Origin of the sequence: Aliidiomarina haloalkalitolerans (assembly GCF_003987315.1) — a bacterium.
In the GTDB taxonomy this organism is placed as follows: domain Bacteria; phylum Pseudomonadota; class Gammaproteobacteria; order Enterobacterales; family Alteromonadaceae; genus Aliidiomarina; species Aliidiomarina haloalkalitolerans.
The window spans coordinates 50,854-69,153 of the sequence record NZ_PIPI01000006.1 but is presented as its reverse complement, the minus strand read 5'-3'; the positions used below and the strand labels follow the sequence as shown (position 1 = coordinate 69,153).

19 protein-coding genes are annotated in these 18,300 nt (G+C 46.7%); 13 read left to right on the top strand and 6 right to left on the bottom strand.

Annotation, left to right across the window (positions count from 1 at the left end; all coding sequences use genetic code 11):
- Positions 1 to 36 precede the first annotated feature (36 nt).
- Together arsB and CWE06_RS08955 are read left to right on the top strand one after the other, a co-directional pair.
- Entirely contained in the window at positions 37 to 1,086 is a 1,050-nt protein-coding gene (arsB, locus tag CWE06_RS08960) for an ACR3 family arsenite efflux transporter (protein ID WP_126793476.1), read from the top strand.
- Positions 1,087 to 1,136: 50 nt separating this feature from the next.
- Entirely contained in the window at positions 1,137 to 1,784 is a 648-nt protein-coding gene (locus CWE06_RS08955; protein ID WP_126793292.1) for a DUF2959 domain-containing protein, read from the top strand.
- A 48-nt stretch (positions 1,785 to 1,832) separates the two neighbouring features.
- On the opposite strand, the gene arsJ is transcribed toward CWE06_RS08955, so the two are convergent.
- The 3 genes from arsJ to CWE06_RS12610 are packed head-to-tail and all read right to left on the bottom strand — an operon-like array spanning position 1,833 to position 4,752.
- The gene (arsJ, locus tag CWE06_RS08950) at positions 1,833 to 3,029 is read right to left on the bottom strand and encodes an organoarsenical effux MFS transporter ArsJ (RefSeq protein ID WP_126793290.1); all 1,197 of its coding nucleotides are present in this window, start codon (positions 3,027 to 3,029) and stop codon (positions 1,833 to 1,835) included.
- Positions 3,023 to 4,024 (bottom strand): ArsJ-associated glyceraldehyde-3-phosphate dehydrogenase, encoded by a 1,002-nt coding sequence (locus tag CWE06_RS08945; RefSeq protein WP_126793288.1) that lies wholly within the window; start codon positions 4,022 to 4,024, stop codon positions 3,023 to 3,025. Before CWE06_RS08945 ends, arsJ begins: the two co-directional genes overlap by 7 nt.
- On the bottom strand, positions 4,009 to 4,752 hold the full coding sequence (locus CWE06_RS12610) for a metalloregulator ArsR/SmtB family transcription factor (RefSeq protein WP_126793286.1): 744 nt from the start codon (positions 4,750 to 4,752) through the stop codon (positions 4,009 to 4,011). Before CWE06_RS12610 ends, CWE06_RS08945 begins: the two co-directional genes overlap by 16 nt.
- 151 nt (positions 4,753 to 4,903) lie before the next feature.
- On the opposite strand from CWE06_RS12610, the gene CWE06_RS08935 reads away from it, so the two are divergent.
- The 3 genes from CWE06_RS08935 to CWE06_RS08925 all read left to right on the top strand — a co-directional run bounded on the left by CWE06_RS08935 (position 4,904) and on the right by CWE06_RS08925 (position 7,488).
- The gene (locus tag CWE06_RS08935) at positions 4,904 to 5,779 is read left to right on the top strand and encodes a patatin-like phospholipase family protein (RefSeq protein WP_126793284.1); all 876 of its coding nucleotides are present in this window, start codon (positions 4,904 to 4,906) and stop codon (positions 5,777 to 5,779) included.
- 121 nt (positions 5,780 to 5,900) lie between these two features.
- Positions 5,901 to 7,064 (top strand): dicarboxylate/amino acid:cation symporter, encoded by a 1,164-nt coding sequence (locus CWE06_RS08930; RefSeq protein WP_126793282.1) that lies wholly within the window; start codon positions 5,901 to 5,903, stop codon positions 7,062 to 7,064.
- A complete protein-coding gene (locus tag CWE06_RS08925; RefSeq protein ID WP_126793281.1) occupies positions 7,051 to 7,488 on the top strand; it encodes a hypothetical protein in 438 nt (145 codons plus the stop codon). The genes CWE06_RS08930 and CWE06_RS08925 overlap by 14 nt, the downstream gene beginning before the upstream one ends.
- A 122-nt stretch (positions 7,489 to 7,610) precedes the next feature.
- Here the strand turns inward: CWE06_RS08925 and CWE06_RS12530 are convergent, their stop codons facing one another.
- The 3 genes from CWE06_RS12530 to CWE06_RS08910 form a co-directional block, all read right to left on the bottom strand.
- Positions 7,611 to 8,045 carry a hypothetical protein gene (locus tag CWE06_RS12530; RefSeq protein ID WP_241972527.1) on the bottom strand — a complete coding sequence of 145 codons (435 nt, stop codon included), beginning with the start codon at positions 8,043 to 8,045 and terminating at the stop codon, positions 7,611 to 7,613.
- A 143-nt stretch (positions 8,046 to 8,188) separates the two neighbouring features.
- Entirely contained in the window at positions 8,189 to 9,040 is an 852-nt protein-coding gene (locus CWE06_RS08915; protein WP_126793279.1) for a universal stress protein, read from the bottom strand.
- Positions 9,041 to 9,055: 15 nt separating this feature from the next.
- Entirely contained in the window at positions 9,056 to 10,534 is a 1,479-nt protein-coding gene (locus CWE06_RS08910) for a SulP family inorganic anion transporter (RefSeq protein ID WP_126793277.1), read from the bottom strand.
- A 525-nt stretch (positions 10,535 to 11,059) separates the two neighbouring features.
- Between CWE06_RS08910 and CWE06_RS08905 the strand changes: the two genes are divergently transcribed.
- The 8 genes from CWE06_RS08905 (at position 11,060) to atpE (ending at position 18,274) form a co-directional block, all read left to right on the top strand.
- Positions 11,060 to 11,503: a flavodoxin domain-containing protein gene (locus CWE06_RS08905; RefSeq protein ID WP_126793275.1), complete on the top strand. Its 444-nt coding sequence runs from the start codon at positions 11,060 to 11,062 to the stop codon at positions 11,501 to 11,503.
- 606 nt (positions 11,504 to 12,109) lie between these two features.
- Positions 12,110 to 14,014 carry a tRNA uridine-5-carboxymethylaminomethyl(34) synthesis enzyme MnmG gene (mnmG, locus tag CWE06_RS08900; protein ID WP_126793273.1) on the top strand — a complete coding sequence of 635 codons (1,905 nt, stop codon included), beginning with the start codon at positions 12,110 to 12,112 and terminating at the stop codon, positions 14,012 to 14,014.
- Positions 14,015 to 14,163: 149 nt separating this feature from the next.
- The gene (rsmG, locus tag CWE06_RS08895; RefSeq protein ID WP_126793271.1) at positions 14,164 to 14,814 is read left to right on the top strand and encodes a 16S rRNA (guanine(527)-N(7))-methyltransferase RsmG; all 651 of its coding nucleotides are present in this window, start codon (positions 14,164 to 14,166) and stop codon (positions 14,812 to 14,814) included.
- Between the two features lie 22 nt (positions 14,815 to 14,836).
- Entirely contained in the window at positions 14,837 to 15,616 is a 780-nt protein-coding gene (locus tag CWE06_RS08890) for a ParA family protein (protein WP_126793269.1), read from the top strand.
- Between the two features lie 14 nt (positions 15,617 to 15,630).
- On the top strand, positions 15,631 to 16,512 hold the full coding sequence (locus CWE06_RS08885) for a ParB/RepB/Spo0J family partition protein (RefSeq protein WP_126793267.1): 882 nt from the start codon (positions 15,631 to 15,633) through the stop codon (positions 16,510 to 16,512).
- A gap of 205 nt (positions 16,513 to 16,717) precedes the next feature.
- Complete coding sequence (locus CWE06_RS12645; protein ID WP_126793265.1) at positions 16,718 to 17,119, top strand: ATP synthase subunit I; 402 nt, start codon at positions 16,718 to 16,720, stop codon at positions 17,117 to 17,119.
- 12 nt (positions 17,120 to 17,131) lie between these two features.
- On the top strand, positions 17,132 to 17,977 hold the full coding sequence (gene atpB, locus CWE06_RS08875; RefSeq protein ID WP_126793263.1) for a F0F1 ATP synthase subunit A: 846 nt from the start codon (positions 17,132 to 17,134) through the stop codon (positions 17,975 to 17,977).
- 54 nt (positions 17,978 to 18,031) lie between these two features.
- On the top strand, positions 18,032 to 18,274 hold the full coding sequence (gene atpE, locus CWE06_RS08870; RefSeq protein ID WP_126793262.1) for a F0F1 ATP synthase subunit C: 243 nt from the start codon (positions 18,032 to 18,034) through the stop codon (positions 18,272 to 18,274).
- Positions 18,275 to 18,300 lie beyond the last annotated feature (26 nt).

The following is an 18,300-nucleotide window of genomic DNA, read 5'->3' as shown; positions in this document are numbered from 1 at the left end:
GCTCACGTTGAACAAGCGCCATCCACCGCAGAGGGGATGGGAATCTTCGAGCGTTTCCTCTCAATTTGGGTTGCTTTAGCTATTGTCGCTGGCGTTTTAATTGGTCAATTTGCCCCTAGCGTGCCTGAAACACTGTCACGCTTTGAATATGCGCAGGTATCGATTCCGGTGGCGATCCTGATTTGGGCCATGATCTTCCCGATGATGCTGCAAATCGACTTTGCCTCGATTAAAGGTGTGCGTCGGCAGCCCAAAGGTTTAGTGATTACCACCACGGTCAATTGGTTAATCAAACCATTCACGATGTTTGCCGTGGCTTGGTTCTTCTTTATGGTCGTGTTCGAACCTTTCTTACCCACTGCCACTGCACGCGAGTACTTAGCTGGGGCAATTTTGCTTGGTGCAGCACCGTGTACCGCTATGGTCTTTGTTTGGAGTTATCTGACCCGCGGTGACGCTGGTTACACCCTTGTACAAGTCGCTCTCAATGATCTGATTATGTTGGTGGCATTTGCGCCGATTGTCGTCTTACTGCTTGGGATTTCCAATATTCAAGTTCCGTGGGACACGGTATTACTCTCGGTCTTGTTGTACATCGTCATTCCACTTTCTGCTGGCTACGTCGTGCGCAAAAGTATGATAAAACGTCACGGTTTAGACTGGTTTCAAAATGTGTTTCTCAAGCGCGTTGGCCCGATAACTCCTGTCGGCTTAATCGTCACTCTTGTTTTACTCTTTGCATTTCAAGGCGACGTCATTCTTTCCAATCCACTGCACATTGCTTTCATTGCGGTGCCGTTAATTATTCAAACCATCTTAATTTTCGCCATCGCCTACGGCTGGGCCAAGCTATGGAGAGTCCCTCACTGCGTCGCTGCGCCAACTGGCTTAATTGGTGCTAGCAACTTCTTTGAACTTGCCGTTGCCGTCGCAATTGCCCTCTTCGGCCTTCAGTCAGGAGCTGCTTTGGCAACCGTTGTTGGCGTTTTAGTGGAAGTGCCCCTCATGCTGGCGTTAGTAAGGTTTGCGAACAAAACGAGACATCATTTTCCCGATGCTGAGCCGAAAACAATCAGAGCGCGATAAAACGAGCTATAGTTAAACCGAGCCTCACTGCGAAAAATACGGAGAGTTACATGCGCGCTAAACAAATAATCGTTGGCACTTTGCTCATACTCGCGCTTAGCGCTTGTAGTAGCGTTTACTACAACACGATGGAACGCTTTGGTTATGAGAAGCGTGACATCCTTGTCAGTCGCGTCGAAAATGCTCGTGACGCCCAGTCGGATGCACAAGAAACCTTTGCCAATGCACTGGAGCAATTTCAGTCAGTCGTCAATGTGCCGGAAAGTGAGCTTTCACGCACCTACAACAACTTGTCGCGCGCTTATGATCAGAGCAAGGACTCTGCAGATCGTGTCAGCCAACGCATTCGAGATATTGAAAGCGTGGCTCGTGATCTCTTTCGCGAGTGGGAGCAAGAACTGCGTGAATACAGTAGCGACAGTTTACGCCGTCAAAGCGAGCAACAGCTGCGCGATACGGAGCGCCAGTACGACACGTTAATCGAACAAATGCGCCGCGCTGAATCGCGCATGGAGCCAGTTTTAACTGCCTTTAATGACCAGGTTTTATTTCTTAAACACAACCTCAACGCACAGGCCATTGGCGCGCTGCGGGGAGAATTAGGGCAAATTGAAAGTGACGTATCGTCTTTGATCAGCCAAATGCAGGAAGCGATCGCTGAGTCCGAAGCGTTTATCGCGCGTTTCCGTTCAGAATAAACAACAAAGCCCCGTTAGGGGCTTTGTTTTTAAACGTGTTAGACAGAACTACGGTTCTCGTCGCGGCAAAGTCCGAATGGTGAGTGTCGACAGCGCCAGCATCGCAGCTGATATGACAAGGCATGCTTCCAGCCCCCATTGCAAATACACCCAACCCGACAACACGGTGCCGAGCAGCCGACCACCAGCGTTAGCCATGTAGTAAAAGCCAACATCCAACGACACGCCGTCAGCACGTGAATAGGCCACGATCAAATAGCTGTGAAGTGACGAATTGACAGCAAATAGAATGCCGAAAATACCCAGCCCCAGCATAATGCTAGCCGCTACCGGTGCTTGTTGCCAAAGCGCTATGGCTAATAGCAGCGGACTCAAGGCTAACACCAAATTCCAGCCAGCGGCTTGCTGCCGACCCACGCCGCTCGCTGTCAATTTTGGCGCTACACCTTGGATGAAACCGTAGCCAATCACCCACAGCGCCAGAAAACTACCCACTTGCCAACTGCTCCAACCGAGTTGACTGGCCAAGAAAACCGGCAGTGCCACAACAAACCAAACATCGCGCGCACCGAACAAGAAAAAACGCGCAAGCGACAAGCGGTTAATTGCGGAGCTCTTCGAAAAAAGCTCATTAAACTTCGGTTTTGCTTTCGCTTTGCCTGCGTCTTTTTTCAGAGAAACTAAACTACCCATCCAGACAGCGAACAACATCAGTGCCATAGCCAATACTGCGCCTTGGAAGCCAAGTAGCGTTAATAACAGTCCGCCAAGGAAGAAACCGACACCTTTCAAGGTATTCTTCGAGCCCGTAAGTATCGCCACCCAACGGTATAGCTGGCCTTGTTGCTGATCCGGCACGAGTAACTTAATCGTACTTTTTGCACTCATTTTATTCAGGTCTTTGGCGATACCCGATATTGCTTGGGCGACCATGACCCATGCTACCGTTAACCAAGCAGCGGGTACCAATAGCATAACCAGCGCTAAAATCTGTAACCCTAGGCCGATATTCATGGTGCGGTTTAACCCGAAGCGAGCACCAAGGTAACCACCGACTAGGTTAGTCACCACACCAAAAAATTCGTAGAAAACAAAAAGCATTGCAACTTCGAGCGCGTTGTAGCCCAGCTGGTAAAAATGCAGCACCACCAGCATGCGTAACGCACCGTCTGTTAGGGTAAAAGCCCAATAGTTACCCGTGACCAGCAAATATTGCCGAATCGCAGGTGACAGGTGCGCTAACATCCTGCCACCTTGGCCATTAATTCGACGGTGCGGTTTGCATAACCCCACTCATTGTCATACCAAGCATAGATTTTCACGTGCGTGCCGTTGATCACTTTCGTCGACAGGGCATCTATAATGCTTGAGCGTGGATCGGTTTTATAATCCATGGAGACAAGCGGTCGCTCTTCGTACCCAAGAATACCTTTTAGCTCGCTTTCAGCCGCAGCTTTCATCCAGCCATTCACTTCTTCTGCGGTCGTTGCTCGGCTGACTTCAAAAACACAATCAGTGAGTGACGCATTGGCAAGTGGAACGCGCACAGCATGCCCGTCAATCCGGCCTTTAAGCTCTGGGAAAATTTCAATAATGGCGGTTGCTGAACCCGTCGAGGTTGGAATCAGGTTCATACCGCAAGCGCGCGCGCGACGAAGGTCCTTATGTGGCGCATCGAGAATACTTTGGGTATTCGTCAGATCATGAATGGTGGTCATCGAGCCATGTTGAATGCCAATATTGTCCAATAAAACTTTCACCACCGGCGCTAAACAATTGGTCGTACATGACGCTGCAGTCACAATTTGATGTTTCTGCGGGTCATATAAGTGATCGTTCACGCCCATCACCACATTCAATGCGCCCGCCTCTTTCACTGGCGCCGAAACCACCACGCGCTTCACTCCCTGCGCTAGGTAATCTTGCAAAACGGCGACGGTTTTCATCTTGCCCGACGCTTCAAGAACCACATCACAATCACGCCAATCGGTTTCGGCGATGGTCTTGTTCTGTGAAAAACGCATAACCTGGCCATTGACGACTATCGATGGACCGTCGACATGGGCTTCGTGCTGCCAAATGCCGTGAACTGAGTCGAAATTAAGTAAATGAGCAAAAGTTTCTGCATTTCCGCCCGGGTCATTGACTGCGACGATATTCAATTCTGGATGATCGGCTAGAATACGCAATGCTAAACGTCCAATGCGACCTAAACCGTTAATACCTACGTTGACGGACATACTGATTCCTTCTCGGTTGTTTCAATAAATTGGGGATTATGGGTGGCGCTCACCTGAATGACGTTGCGCATCCAATCTGGCATGGCTGGGTTTAAACGATAGTGCACCCAGCGCTCTTCTTTGCGATCAAGCAAGAGCCCATATTCGCGAAGTTGAGCTAAGTGCCGCGAGACTTTGGGTTGCGACATGCCCGTGCGCTCAACTAAATCACAAACACATAGTTCCGGCGTTGCCACTAAATGCATCAGCATGGTTAACCGTAACGGATCCGCAAGCACCTTAAAAAAATCTGCTGGGCTATTAAACAAATGCGGTTGTGTTTGCCGTTTACGCAGTATGAGCAAGAACATCCGAATCCGCTCACTCAGCTCATGCAGCGTTTGCTTAAATGCATTTGGGCTGTCGCTTTGAGTTGGATCGGGAAAGTCCCAAGCAATGAAGTTTTGACTGGTGAAATTCGCTTGGCACTCCGTTCTCGCTCGGTCACACAGGCTTATGACATAGTCATAATCGGCTGTATTGAGGTCGTCGAGCGACTTCGAATGCAAACTTTTTGTGTCCAAGTGGAAGTCTTGCAGAGCTGCAATAGCGCCAGCTGCAACAATACCTGGTTCGGTACCAGCGCTGGCGACTTCAACATCATCACCAGCAAATTGCCGCATTAAGGCTTCCGCCATAATTGAGCGAGCCGAGTTGGCGGTACACACAAATAAAACTTTTGTCACCATGGGGGCGCACCATTACATATGGAAATCCGTATATATGTTAATCCGTATGTATGCCTAACGCAAGAATTCTGTGAACTAACTGGAAAAACCAACCGTTTACTCCCATGATAACTGTATGTCGCGTTTAGGATTTGGCTAGCTGGGAGGTCTTATGGCTCGCTCTGATGTTGATCACAATCCAAACCATGCCCTTGTTGTGGAAGGTGGCGCTATGCGCGGTATTTTTGCAGCTGGGGTTTTAGATGCTTTTATCGAAGAAGAATTTTATCCATTCCACCACGCGATAGGCGTTTCCGCAGGTTCCACCAATGCGATTGGCTATCTTTCTAGCGCCCATAAGCGCAGTTACCGGATTATTACCGACCACGCTCGTCGCGACGAATTCATGAATATTCGCCGCTACCTCAAAGGCGGTCATTTTTGCGATGTCGGTTGGCTTTGGCACACCTCTGTCGAAGAAATGCCAATCAATACGCATGCGTTTATGAACCGCAATATTCCGTTAACCGTGGTCACTACCAGTATCGTAACCGGCAAACCTTGCTATCACTTAGTTGATGCGCACAATATGAACACCTTATTTCCAGCATCATGCGCCATGCCTGTGGTGTTTCGTGATTTCCCGCCTATTGATGACGAACCGATGACTGATGGCGGTTTAGCCGACTCGATTCCGGTCATCCGCGCCTATGAACAAGGCGCTCGACGGATTACGGTCATCCTTTCGCAGCCACTCGGGTTTAAGAAAACGCCAGCCCGTTTCCCGAGCTTATTAAAGCCGCTTTTCTCTGATTATCCGGCACTTTTTGAAGCAGTTACCCGCAGAACCGACCAATACAATGCTGCTTTAGACTTTATTGCGAATCCCCCTTCGGACTGTCAGCTACACATCATCGCACCACCGCAAAACTTCCCGGTCTCACGCTTTACTATGGATTTAGACTCACTCAACATGGGCTATGCGCAAGGCGTCAACGCTGGCTCGCGATTTATCTCGGAATCTCTCGTACGCAAAAAGCTCCGCTAACCACTACTCAGACCCCATGCGAATAAAGGATTGTGCTATGATTCGGCGCAATGTAACGTAAGACAGTTTCGACGGCTTTCGTACTCGAATTCATCGCTTATAAAAACAATGAGACAACATCATGGGACTTATACTTAAACTGCTCGCGGGGATTTTGCTCGGTACTTTTATCGGTCTCTATACGCCCCACTGGTTCGGTAACCTCTTAATCACTTTTAAAGTATTATTTGGTCAGCTCTTATTCTTCACCATTCCACTTTTGATTCTCTTTTTTATCACCAGTGGTATTGCTGCTCTACCGCAAAACTCCGGCAAATTACTCGGTCGAACGTTAGGTATTGCCTATCTCTCAACAATCATTGCCGGTGTCATTGCTTTCTTTGCAGCCAGCATTGTTGTGCCCATGTTAGCAACCGAAGCGAAAGAAGTGGCGGGGCTTGTTGGTACCACATTGACACCCTATATCGAACTAAACATTCCACCGTTGTTCAACGTTATGACTGCGTTAGCGTTGGCTTTTATCTTTGGTTTAGGTATTGCGGCAACGCAAGCACAACAACTCAAGAGCCTTTCTGATCAAGGTCGTGACATTATTGAGTTGTTGCTCGTTAATGTGATTATCCCGTTATTACCGTTTTATATTGCAGGTGTGTTTGCAGAAATGGCCGCCGCTGGGACGGTGTTTACGACCCTGAAGACCTTTGGCATTATTCTCATCTTGGCCATCAGCTTACATTGGATTTATATCGTTTCCATGTTCGTGATCGCCGGCATGAAAGCTGGTGTTTCGCCTGTCCGTTTAATTAAAAACATGCTGCCAGCTTACTTCACAGCACTAGGAACTATGTCGAGTGCCGCCACCATCCCAGTAACTTTGCAGTGTACGAAAAACAATAACGTTAACGAAGACGTCGCAAACTTTACGGTACCTTTATGTGCCACCACGCATTTGGCAGGGTCAACGATCACCATCGTAAGCTGCACGGTTGCGGTTATGGTATTACATAACTCTTTAGCAATTCCTTCGTTTATGGCCGTTTTACCATTTATCCTGATGCTTGGTATCGTCATGTTAGCAGCACCCGGTGTGCCCGGTGGCGCGGTCATGTCGGCAGTTGGCCTACTTGGTTCTATGCTTGGCTTTGGCGAAACCGCAATTGCCCTCATGATTGCTCTGTATATGGCACAAGACAGTTTCGGTACTGCTTGTAATGTTACTGGTGACGGCGCTATCGCTTTATTAGTGAATGAAGCGGCGCCTAGCACTGAGCATGAACCAAGCTAGCTCTCCGGCCACAAAGGCAATTCGCCACCCCTCGTTTCCTTGGGGGGTGGTTATTCTTTATGTTTTTATCGGCCCGATTATAGGCAATGCCGTCATCGCCTTGATCAGCGGTTTTACCATGCTTACAAGTGAACTCTCAGAGCCACTTGCTGCGCTTTCCACTACCATGCTGTTCTTTGTAATGGGCTTGATGTTCTGTCATTTGATGGGTGGTATACAAGCGCTTTTATGCGGTGTTGCCGCTGCATTATGGCAGCGCGAGCGCGGTCAGATGCCCTATCTGATTTCCGTTCTTTTTGGTTTTCTCACCGGTCTTGGCTTTATCTTCTTCCTTGGTTCTGACAGCTTACTTATGTCGATTCTATTTGTAAGTGTTCATATTGTCGCCGTCTTGGGCTGTAACTACCTTGCTCGGAAATTTTAATCATGGCGTTTGAAATTCGTCAGTTGAGCTGGCATAAACGTCGGCGCCCGGGCGAAGAGCCGAAGCCAGTCGCTGTCAAAGTGTCTTTGCAAAGTATGTAGAGGATTAACGTAAGTTAGTACTTACTTATCTTCTTTACTAGGTTTCTTAAGCGGTTCTTTATTGTAGTGGCGACGAATCCAGTTCATGCTTCGATACACGCTTTTTTGCGCGAGTAACCAGCGTTCCACTAAATATTTTCCTGGCACATCGGAAACAATAATCGCGATCAAGATGGTCAGTAGCCCTTGCCCAGGAAGAATGAGCATGATGAAACCAGCGATAAATAAAACCAAGGCGAACGCATTCCGCACGACATAAAATAGCACCCGCGTTGCATTCCAATGTCGCTCACGGTGATGATGGCAAAAGTAATCGGCCGGCATTTTCACAATGAGCCACGGAATAATAATCATCGATGCCAAAGCCATGACAATGCTGGTCGAAGCCAACAGTGGTAAGTAGGGCTGAAAGACGCTGTAAATATACATCATCCAATCGGGTACATACTGCTTCACGATAGACTCCCTAACGTTAAGTTCCTGCCCGCTCTGTATTTTATACGCCAGACATCTGTACGTCAGACAATAAAAAACCCCAGAACGCTACTTTACCGAAAAGCGACTGGGGTTTCATGTTTTCCTGCTGCCAAGACGTCAATTTAACGCAGCAGTAATAATGGAATTTTAGTGCTGCTTAACAGCTTATTCGTGTGACTACCAACAAAGAACTCGCGAATCCGAGAGTGTCCGTACGCCCCCATAACCATGGCATCCATTTTATGATCGTTGGCGTAGCTGAGCAGCGAATCTTCAACGTCTCCGGCCAGAACCGCAGTGGTAACTGCAAACCCTTGTTCTTGCAATTTAGCAGCTGCAGAATCTACCTGCGCTTGATGGTCGTTTGTTTCCGCGGCAACCATCACGACATGCACCGGAATACCACGAAACAGCGGGCTATTTGCGACCATATCGACCGCTTTCTTAGCCGTTGCCGAATGGTCATAAGCAATCATGATTTGTTGTGGTTCGCGGAACTCGCCCGTCACAACCCAAGTTGGACGATGCAATGCACGAATCACGCGCTCGACTTGATGACCGATATGCTGACCAATGCCATTACCGCGCTTGCCCTGACGGCCAATCACGAGTAATCGTGTTTCATTTTCAAGTTCCACTAAGGTATCGACTAAATCACCATGGCGCTGACGCAATAAGGGCTCTGCAAAGTCATTGGCAATATGTTTTTGTGCTGCTTCTAAGAACATATGCCCTTGTTGGCGCGCTAACTTTGCTCGCCGCTCTTCAAGGTCGATAATTTCTGCGAGGAGGCGTTGACGCTCATCCATACCAATTTGACCACTAAAGTCGCTCGTATCGCCTTGACGAACGTCATCCAATACGTTCAGGAGAACCAGCGGTGTGTTCATCCGCTTGGCTGACCAAGCCGCATAGTCAGCGACCGTATCGCTGAGTGCGGAGCCATCAATACATGCTATCGTATGTTGTGTCATGTTCCGTATTCTCCCTTAGTGTCCCATTAAGCGGTCAATGGCGTCTGGTTTATCAGACACACCAAACTTATCAACCACTGTCGCGGTCGCTTTATTCATGCCGACAACCTCGACTTCGGCGCCTTCACGACGGAACTTCAAAACAACTTTATCCAACGCTGCAACCGACGTGATGTCCCAGAAATGGGCTCGATCTAAATCAATAGTCACCTTAGCAAGAGACTCTTTGAAATCAAACGATTCGACAAATTTTTCCGACGAGGTGAAGAACACCTGACCGATCACTTTATAAGTCCGATGATGACCATCTTTCGCCACGGTCGAGCTAATGTGCATGTAATTACCAACTTTTGCAGCAAAGAAAATTGCTGCTAATAGCACACCAACAAACACCCCTAACGCGAGGTTATGGGTCCAGACTACGACCACAACCGTTGCAATCATCACAATATTGGTACTCATTGGATGGGTTTTCAAATCTTTAATCGACTGCCAACTGAATGTACCAATTGACACCATAATCATCACAGCAACCAGCGCAGCCATGGGGATTTTTGATACCCAATCGGACAAAAATACGACCATTAGAATCAATCCTGTACCGGCAACAAACATCGACAAGCGACCGCGACCACCTGATTTAACATTAATAACGGATTGACCAATCATCGCACAACCGGCCATGCCGCCCATGAAACCTGCACCAATGTTAGCAATACCTTGGCCACGGCATTCTTTATTGCGATCCGATTTGGTGTCGGTTAAATCATCAACAATGGTTTGTGTCATCATCGACTCGAGCAAACCAACAATTGCGAGAGGGAAAGCGTACGGCAAAACAATCATCAGTGTTTCTAAGTTCAACGGTACGTTGGGCCATAAAAATATTGGCAACGAATCCGGTAACTCGCCCATATCACCCACTGTGCGTACATCAATGCCCATATACATCACGACTGCGGTAATTAGGATGATCGAAATCAACGGTGAAGGCACTGCTTTAGTCAGGTATGGCAAACCATAAATGATCCCCAAACCAGCCGCAGTAAGCGCATAAACATGCCACGTGACATTCGTCAGTTCTGGTAATTGCGCCATGAAAATCAAAATAGCTAACGCATTGACGAAACCTGTGACCACCGAACGCGAGACGAACCGCATTAAGCTACCTAGTTTTAACAAGCCAAAAACTAGCTGAATAACCCCAGTCAAAATAGTGGCAATCAACAAATATTCGAGTCCATGGTCGCGCACTAACGTGACCATGAGTAGCGCCATCGCCCCGGTTGCGGCAGAAATCTGCCCAGGTCGGCCGCCGATAAAAGCCATAATGACACATATACAGAACGACGCGTACAGACCAACTTTCGGATCGACACCAGCGATAATCGAAAAGGCAATCGCCTCTGGAATCAATGCTAATGCCACGACTAAGCCAGCTAAAATATCCCCTCGGATATTCCCAAACCATTCTTTTTGCCACGTACCTATCATGACTTTCTCTCTTCTAACCTGAGGTGGATCCAACGACGTCTAAGGGAAGCCCGACAACCGAACTTATTAACCATAGACGCAAAAGCGAGAACTGAAAATTTTTCAACAAAAAAGCTGGAAGGTGATTAACTCGTTCATTCAATAACGAGCGTACACTATCCAGTTACATTAACTTATCTACAGTTCAATGAATTATTGGCCTGAAACGGCCGATTAAGCATGTTTTCAATGACAAAAAGAGCCTAATCTGAGCATGAAGACCGCTAAGGTGTTTAAAAATCACCCTAACACTGCGGTTTCAAGGACGTGCATTCTAGGTATCTCTTGTTTAGTATTCAAGCTATTTTTTAACTTAAACCATATTTAGCTTGCTAAACATGACCCTAAACATTTTTTTTAACGGTTATTGTTCATTCCCTGGTTTCTTTAGCGTATCGCTACCACCACGCAGAACAAAAAACACGGCTTGCAGTCATCACCCTGTATGTGGCTAAATTCGTTCATCACTTTATTGCAGGACACCTCATGAACATCCATATTCTTGTTGGCACGACATCAGGCAACACCGAATACCTCGCCGAACAACTACAAGGCGAGCTAAGCTCTCAAGGCCATACCGTCGTATTTCACGATCAACCTGATTATGCAAATGTTCCCCAATCTGATTGTCTCTGGCTACTCTGTATTGCCACCCATGGTGCAGGTGAATATGCGGATAGTATTGCGCCTTTCATGGAAACACTGCAAAGCGATAAACCTAATTTAAGTGCGCTCAAGTTCGCCATTATTGCCGTCGGCGACTCGAGCTATGACACTTTTTGCCAAGCTGGACGAGATGCTGAATCGTTACTTCTTGAACTGAGTGCCCAACAGATCGCTGAGCCACTAACGATCGATATGCTCTTAGAACTTGATCCCGAATCGACTGCCAGTGAGTGGTTGGAATCCTGGCGATCACAACGCAGCTAAACTCATTCGACGAAATCAGTAAATCTGGGGATAAAGTTATCCCCTTTTTTGTGCCTTTAATTATCAAGTAATTGATCACTTATTCGGATCTTATCCACACCTTACTCCGATCATTACTCACGCAAAGAATATCTTGGGGATAAACCGCGATCTTTCTTGTGATCGGATCCGGGGATAGATCTGGGGATAACTATCGATGTGTATAACCACGAAGTTATACCACTGGTTATGCGCAAATAAGATCGCTGCTTATACACACCTAAATCGATCGCATAACAATATGAAATTAAACTATTATTTCGACATACACACAGATCTTAAGCGAGCTAATAATAGAAATAATAAAAAGATCTTTAAAAAAATATAGATCTAATTAATACCGAAGCACTCTCTCGTGCTTGGATCGATACCAACGTGTTCATTGCCATCACCAAAACCGCTGAACTGCAAGAAACATCAAGTGTAAAAGGATTTTTAGTCACCAATAAAAGTGCTACAATAATCGGCTATACGATCGTCTATTGAGTCAGTTGATCCTTTTCCCTTATAAGATCAACTGCTTTTGACGACCCATTAAAGTACGATTCGATCGGAGTTCAGATCAAAATGGCAACAGATGCACGTTATGAAGTAATTGTAATTGGCGGTGGTCACGCTGGTACGGAAGCAGCACTTGCAGCTGCTCGTATGGGCAGACGCACCCTATTGATTACCCATAACATCGATACTTTAGGCCAAATGTCTTGTAACCCAGCCATAGGTGGCATTGGTAAAGGTCATTTGGTTAAAGAAATTGACGCATTAGGTGGCATTATGGCTCGTGCAGCCGATCATGCAGGTATTCAATTCCGTACCCTCAATGCATCGAAAGGCCCAGCTGTACGAGCGACTCGCGCACAAGCCGATCGCGCGCTCTACAAAGCATTTATTCGCACTGCACTTGAGCAACAAGAAAACTTACAGATCTTTCAGCAGGCAGCTGATGATCTGATCGTTACTGAAACAGCACTTGGTCCAAAAGTTGAAGGTGTCGTCACCCAAATGGGGTTGAAGTTTTATGCGCCGGCGATCGTTTTAACCACTGGAACCTTTTTAGGTGGTCAAATTCATATTGGCTTAAGCAATTACAGTGGTGGCCGAGCTGGCGATCCACCGTCTATCGCTCTAGCGCGGCGGTTACGAGAATTACCATTGCGTGTTGATCGTTTAAAAACCGGAACTCCTCCGCGCATCGACGCAAAGTCAGTCGATTTTTCTGTCATGCAAGAGCAGCCTGGCGACACCCCAACTCCAGTATTTTCTTACATGGGTAGTACCGACGATCATCCACAACAAATCAGTTGTTACATTACCCATACCAACGGCAATACCCATGACATCATTCGTAGCGGCTTAGACCGTTCGCCAATGTATTCTGGTGTAATCGAAGGTATTGGACCGCGCTATTGCCCGTCAATTGAAGATAAAGTCGTGCGTTTTGCTGACAAAGATTCACATCAAATTTTCGTTGAACCAGAAGGTTTAACAACCAATGAGCTGTACCCAAATGGTATTTCTACAAGCTTGCCATTTGATGTTCAACAGGCCCTGGTTCATTCCATCCGTGGTTTTGAAAATGCCCATATCACTCGACCTGGGTATGCAATTGAATATGATTTCTTCGATCCGCGTGATCTCAAGCAGTCGTTAGAAACCAAATACATTCAAGGCTTATACTTTGCGGGTCAAATTAATGGTACGACTGGCTATGAAGAAGCCGGTGCCCAAGGCCTCATTGCTGGTGTGAATGCAGCCTTGGCAGTACAAGACAAAGAAGCTTGGACACCACGCCGTGAAGAAGCGTATACCGGCGTTCTTATTGATGATTTAGCCACTCTGGGTACCAAAGAACCGTACCGTATGTTTACCTCGCGTGCGGAGTATCGCTTGTTGTTGCGTGAAGACAATGCCGACATTCGCCTAACAGCGAAAGGTCGCGAATTGGGCTTAATTGACGATGCTCGTTGGGCTCGTTTTAACGAAAAAATGGAAGCTGTAGAGCAAGAACAACAGCGTTTGCGTTCAACTTGGGTTCATAAAGATCACCCAGCCGTTGAACAAATTAACCCACTGTTAAAAACACCAATTAGCAAAGAAGCGAGTTTAGAAGAGCTCCTACGACGCCCAGAAGTGACTTATAACCAACTGATGGCAATTGAATCAATTGGCCCAGCTTTAACTGATGCACAAGCAGCTGAGCAAGTTGAGATTCAAGTTAAGTATGCGGGGTATATCAAACGTCAAGAAGATGAAATCGCGAAAACACGACGTCACGAAAATACCAAACTCCCCGTTGAGTTTAACTATGCCAGTATTTCTGGCTTGTCGAACGAAGTAGTCGCGAAGCTAACCGAGCACAAACCGGAAACGGTTGGCCAAGCAGCTCGAATTTCTGGTATCACGCCAGCCGCGATTTCAATGTTATTAGTGCATTTGAAAAAGCAGGGCTTACTGCGAAAATCAGTCGCTTAAATTCAAAAATTACGGCAAACTGTGGATGAATTGGATAAATTAGTTTATTTATCCACAGTTTAGCGACTCAACTGCTTCAGAATTGCAGAAATCGAGTTTCCAATGAACCAAATCACGAATGTTTTATTGAGCGAGTGGTACACACGATTATGAGCAAGGCAACGCCATTTCCCACAGAGCAATTAGCAGCCCGCTTATCGCAGCTGCTGAAAGAAACTGATTTATCGGTGAGTGACGAACAGCAGCAACAATTAATCGCCTTGCTCGGTATGCTGCACAAATGGAATAAAGCATACAATTTAACGTCGGTTCGAGATCCAGCAGAAATGCTTATTCGCCATATTCTCGACAGTATCGTCGTGAGCCCATATTTACATGGCAAAACCGTGATCGATGTTGGCACGGGACCGGGCTTACCAGGATTGCCATTGGCAATCTGCAATCCAGATAGAGAATTTGTTTTGCTCGATAGTTTAGGAAAGCGGATCAGCTTTATTCGACAAGTCGTGCACGAACTCAAGTTGACCAATGTCACGCCTGTACTTGCTCGGGTGCAAGACTACGACAGTAAAAATGGTTTTGATTCAGTTGTCAGTCGAGCGTTTGCCTCACTTGCAGATATGCTGTCGTGGTGTCATCATTTGCCTTCTGCCGATGGTCGTTTTATTGCCCTCAAAGGACTGGCGACAGAAGAAGAACTCGCTGCTGTAGAACCGCCTTATCGCATTCTAGCGGTTCATCAATTACAGGTGCCAACGCTTGAAGCGGCACGCCATGTGGTTGAAATTATAACCGATTAAAATAACAAATAGGTGAATGGACGTGGGAAAGGTCATCGCAATCGCAAACCAAAAAGGTGGAGTTGGTAAAACCACTACCGCTGTGAATTTAGCCGCCTCTATGGCCGCGACCCGACGTAAAGTATTGCTGATTGATTTAGATCCACAGGGCAACGCAACCATGGGTAGCGGAGTGGACAAATACGATGTCCCGGCAACCGTTTATGACCTACTCGTCGACGAAAAACCTGCCGCGAACGTGATTCAAACAGAAACTAGCGGTAAGTATCATTTGCTTGCAGCCAACGGCGACGTCACTGCCGCTGAAATTAAGTTGATGGAAGTCTTTGCTCGCGAAACTCGTTTGCGTCGCGCGTTAGAACCGGTGCGCGACTACTATGATTTTATTTTTATCGACTGTCCGCCCTCACTCAACCTATTAACCGTGAACGCGATGGCTGCTGCCGATTCAGTGCTTGTACCCATGCAGTGTGAGTACTATGCACTCGAAGGTTTAACAGCACTGATGGATACCATTGAGCAGCTAGCGAGTTTCGTTAATCCGAATCTCGCTATCGAGGGTATTCTGCGGACCATGTACGACCCGCGAAATCGATTAGCAAATGACGTCTCAGAACAATTAAAAAATCACTTTGGTGACAAGGTTTATCGTACGGTTATTCCACGCAACGTCCGGTTAGCAGAAGCACCGAGTTTTGGTGCTCCAGCCATGTATTACGATAAATCATCATCAGGCTCAAAAGCCTATTTAGCGCTTGCTGGCGAAGTGATTCGCCGTGCTGAAACTGCGACTACAGCTTAAAGGGGAAGGTTACCATGTCGGCGAAAAAACGAGGATTAGGACGCGGGTTAGATGCACTTTTAACCACTAGTGCGAATGCAGCTTCACGCCAACAAACGCAAGGCGACCTAGCCCAAGCGATCGACAAAGGTGAATTACGTAAGTTGCCGGTCGAGTTTTTACAGCCCGGTAAATACCAACCTCGCAAAGATATGGCGCCAGAGGCACTTGAAGATCTCGCTAACTCGGTCAAAGCACAAGGCATCATTCAGCCTATCGTTGTGCGACCGGTCGGTGAAAATCGATTCGAGATTATCGCCGGTGAACGGCGCTGGCGGGCGGCGCAATTAGCTAGCTTAGACACGGTACCCTGTTTAGTCAAAGACGTTCCAGATGAAGCAGCTGTGGCCATTGCGCTCATTGAAAATATTCAGCGGGAAGATCTGAACCCACTTGAAGAAGCTACAGCACTTCATCGTCTTATGGAAGAATTCGAACTTACTCACCAGAGCGTTGCCGAAGCCGTTGGTAAATCACGGACAACGGTTACCAACCTTTTACGCCTGATGCAGCTCAATGACGACGTCAAAATCTTGCTTGAGCGTGGCGATATTGAAGCCGGTCATGCAAAAGTTTTACTGGGGGTTCAGGGCACTTTACAAAGTGATTTAGCTCGTATTATCGCCGCAAAAGGCTTAACGGTGCGGGAAGCCGAACGGTTGGTGAACAAAGCGTTGAATCCAACCCAGAAAGAAGAGAAAAAAGCCGACCCTGATGTACAGCAGCTTGAAAATACCTTGAGTGATAAGCTTGGCGCTAAAGTTGCCATCAGTCACAACCGTAAAGGAAAAGGTAAGCTGGTTATAAATTATACAAGTCTAGATGAGTTAGACGGAATTTTGCGCCATTTTTCGTAAGCAAAAGAATTTACCGCAGAATCAGGTAGTTTTGTTGAATAAAAGTAGATAGCCCGATTATATAAGGCCTAAAACCCCCGGCTTTAGTTGCAATTTAGCGGCAACACTTTATAATCTGCGCAGTTTTTTTATGTTCAGTGCAGAAACTGCAATTTTTTCGCTTTTGCAGGGATGAAAAGCACCAAACCAGTAGGTTGGAATAGTCATGCTAGCACAGTCAAATCACCCGTTAACTCGGGCCGGACGCCGCCTAGCAAAACGAACGCTACTATTACAACTGAGTATTGGTCTTATTTTCGTCGTTTTTTTCGGACTGCTGATGGCAGGTCCAGGAACCCTGTCAGCGTTAGCTGGCCTCGTTATAGCCTTGGTTCCAAGTTTAGTTTTTTCAGCGTTGGCCTTCCGTTATGGAGGCGGACGTTTTGCGCCAAATGTCGTGCGATACTTTTTTATCGCCGAAGCAGTGAAATGGTTGTTGGTCGTTATCCTTCTAATCATTGCCTTTAAACTGCTTCCAGGACCGTGGTTACCGCTTTTTGTAACGCTTCTGGTTCTCTTGCACGTACAGTGGCTAGCACCGATTCTTTTAAATTCAAAAACTAGTTAATTGGGTAATTACATGGCTGCAGAAGGAAATACCAGCATCCAAGGTTACATTAACCATCACCTCTCAGATATGACGATTGGTGAAGGTTTTATGGCCGTTAACGTGGGTGCACTCAGTGTCGCGATTATTCTTGGTTTCGTCTTTGTCCTCAGCTTTATGGTTGTTGGCCGTAAAGCAACGACAGGCGTTCCGGGCAAATTCCAATGTTTTGTGGAAATGATCATCGAGTTTATCGCAACGTCGGTGAAAGAAACGTTCCACGTTAAAAACAAATTAATTGCGCCTATCGCGCTGACTATTTTCATGTGGATTTTCTTAATGAACCTCATGAAATTAGTACCAGTAGACTGGTTGCCAACCGTATTTGGTGCCGTCGGCCTCCTGATTAATCCTGAAGCGATAAAGTACAACGTTGAAGGATATTCTTTGCTTGAAAAAATCATGGCGCACCCATGGAGCTACATGACTATTGCACCAACCACAGACATCAATATCACGATGGGTCTGGCGTTAGGTGTCTTCTTCTTAATCGTTGGCTACTCAATTGCTTTCAAAGGCGTTGGTGGCTTCCTTAAGGAGCTAAGCTTTACACCGTTTAATCACTGGGCACTCGTACCGTTTAACTTAGTACTCGAGCTCGTGACACTGATTTCTAAGCCGGTCTCGTTAGGTTTGCGTCTGTTCGGTAACCTATACGCTGGTGAAGTTATCTTTATCTTGATCGCATTAGTCGGTCTCTATCAGTTACCACTGCATTTTGCGTGGGCGGTGTTCCATATTCTGGTTATTGTGTTGCAGGCGTTCTTGTTCATGATGTTAACCATCGTGTACTTGAGCATGGCAGCAGAAGACCATTAATAAACCATCAGTTTTTTTACATTAACCTTAACTTTTAAAATTGGAGAAAACCCAATGGCAATCGAAACTGCAACATTATTCGCTGTAGCTATCATCCTGAGCGTTGCTGCATTAGCAACTGCGATCTCTTTCGCAATCATGGGTGGTAAGTTCTTAGAAGCTACTGCTCGTCAACCAGAAATGGCTTCTCAGCTACAGACTAAAATGTTCATCCTTGCTGGTCTTATCGATGCAATCGCAATGATCGGTGTTGGTATCGCGTTGTTGCTTTTATTCGCAAACCCGTTCATCGGTTAATCAAGCACAATCGTCGATCACCAACT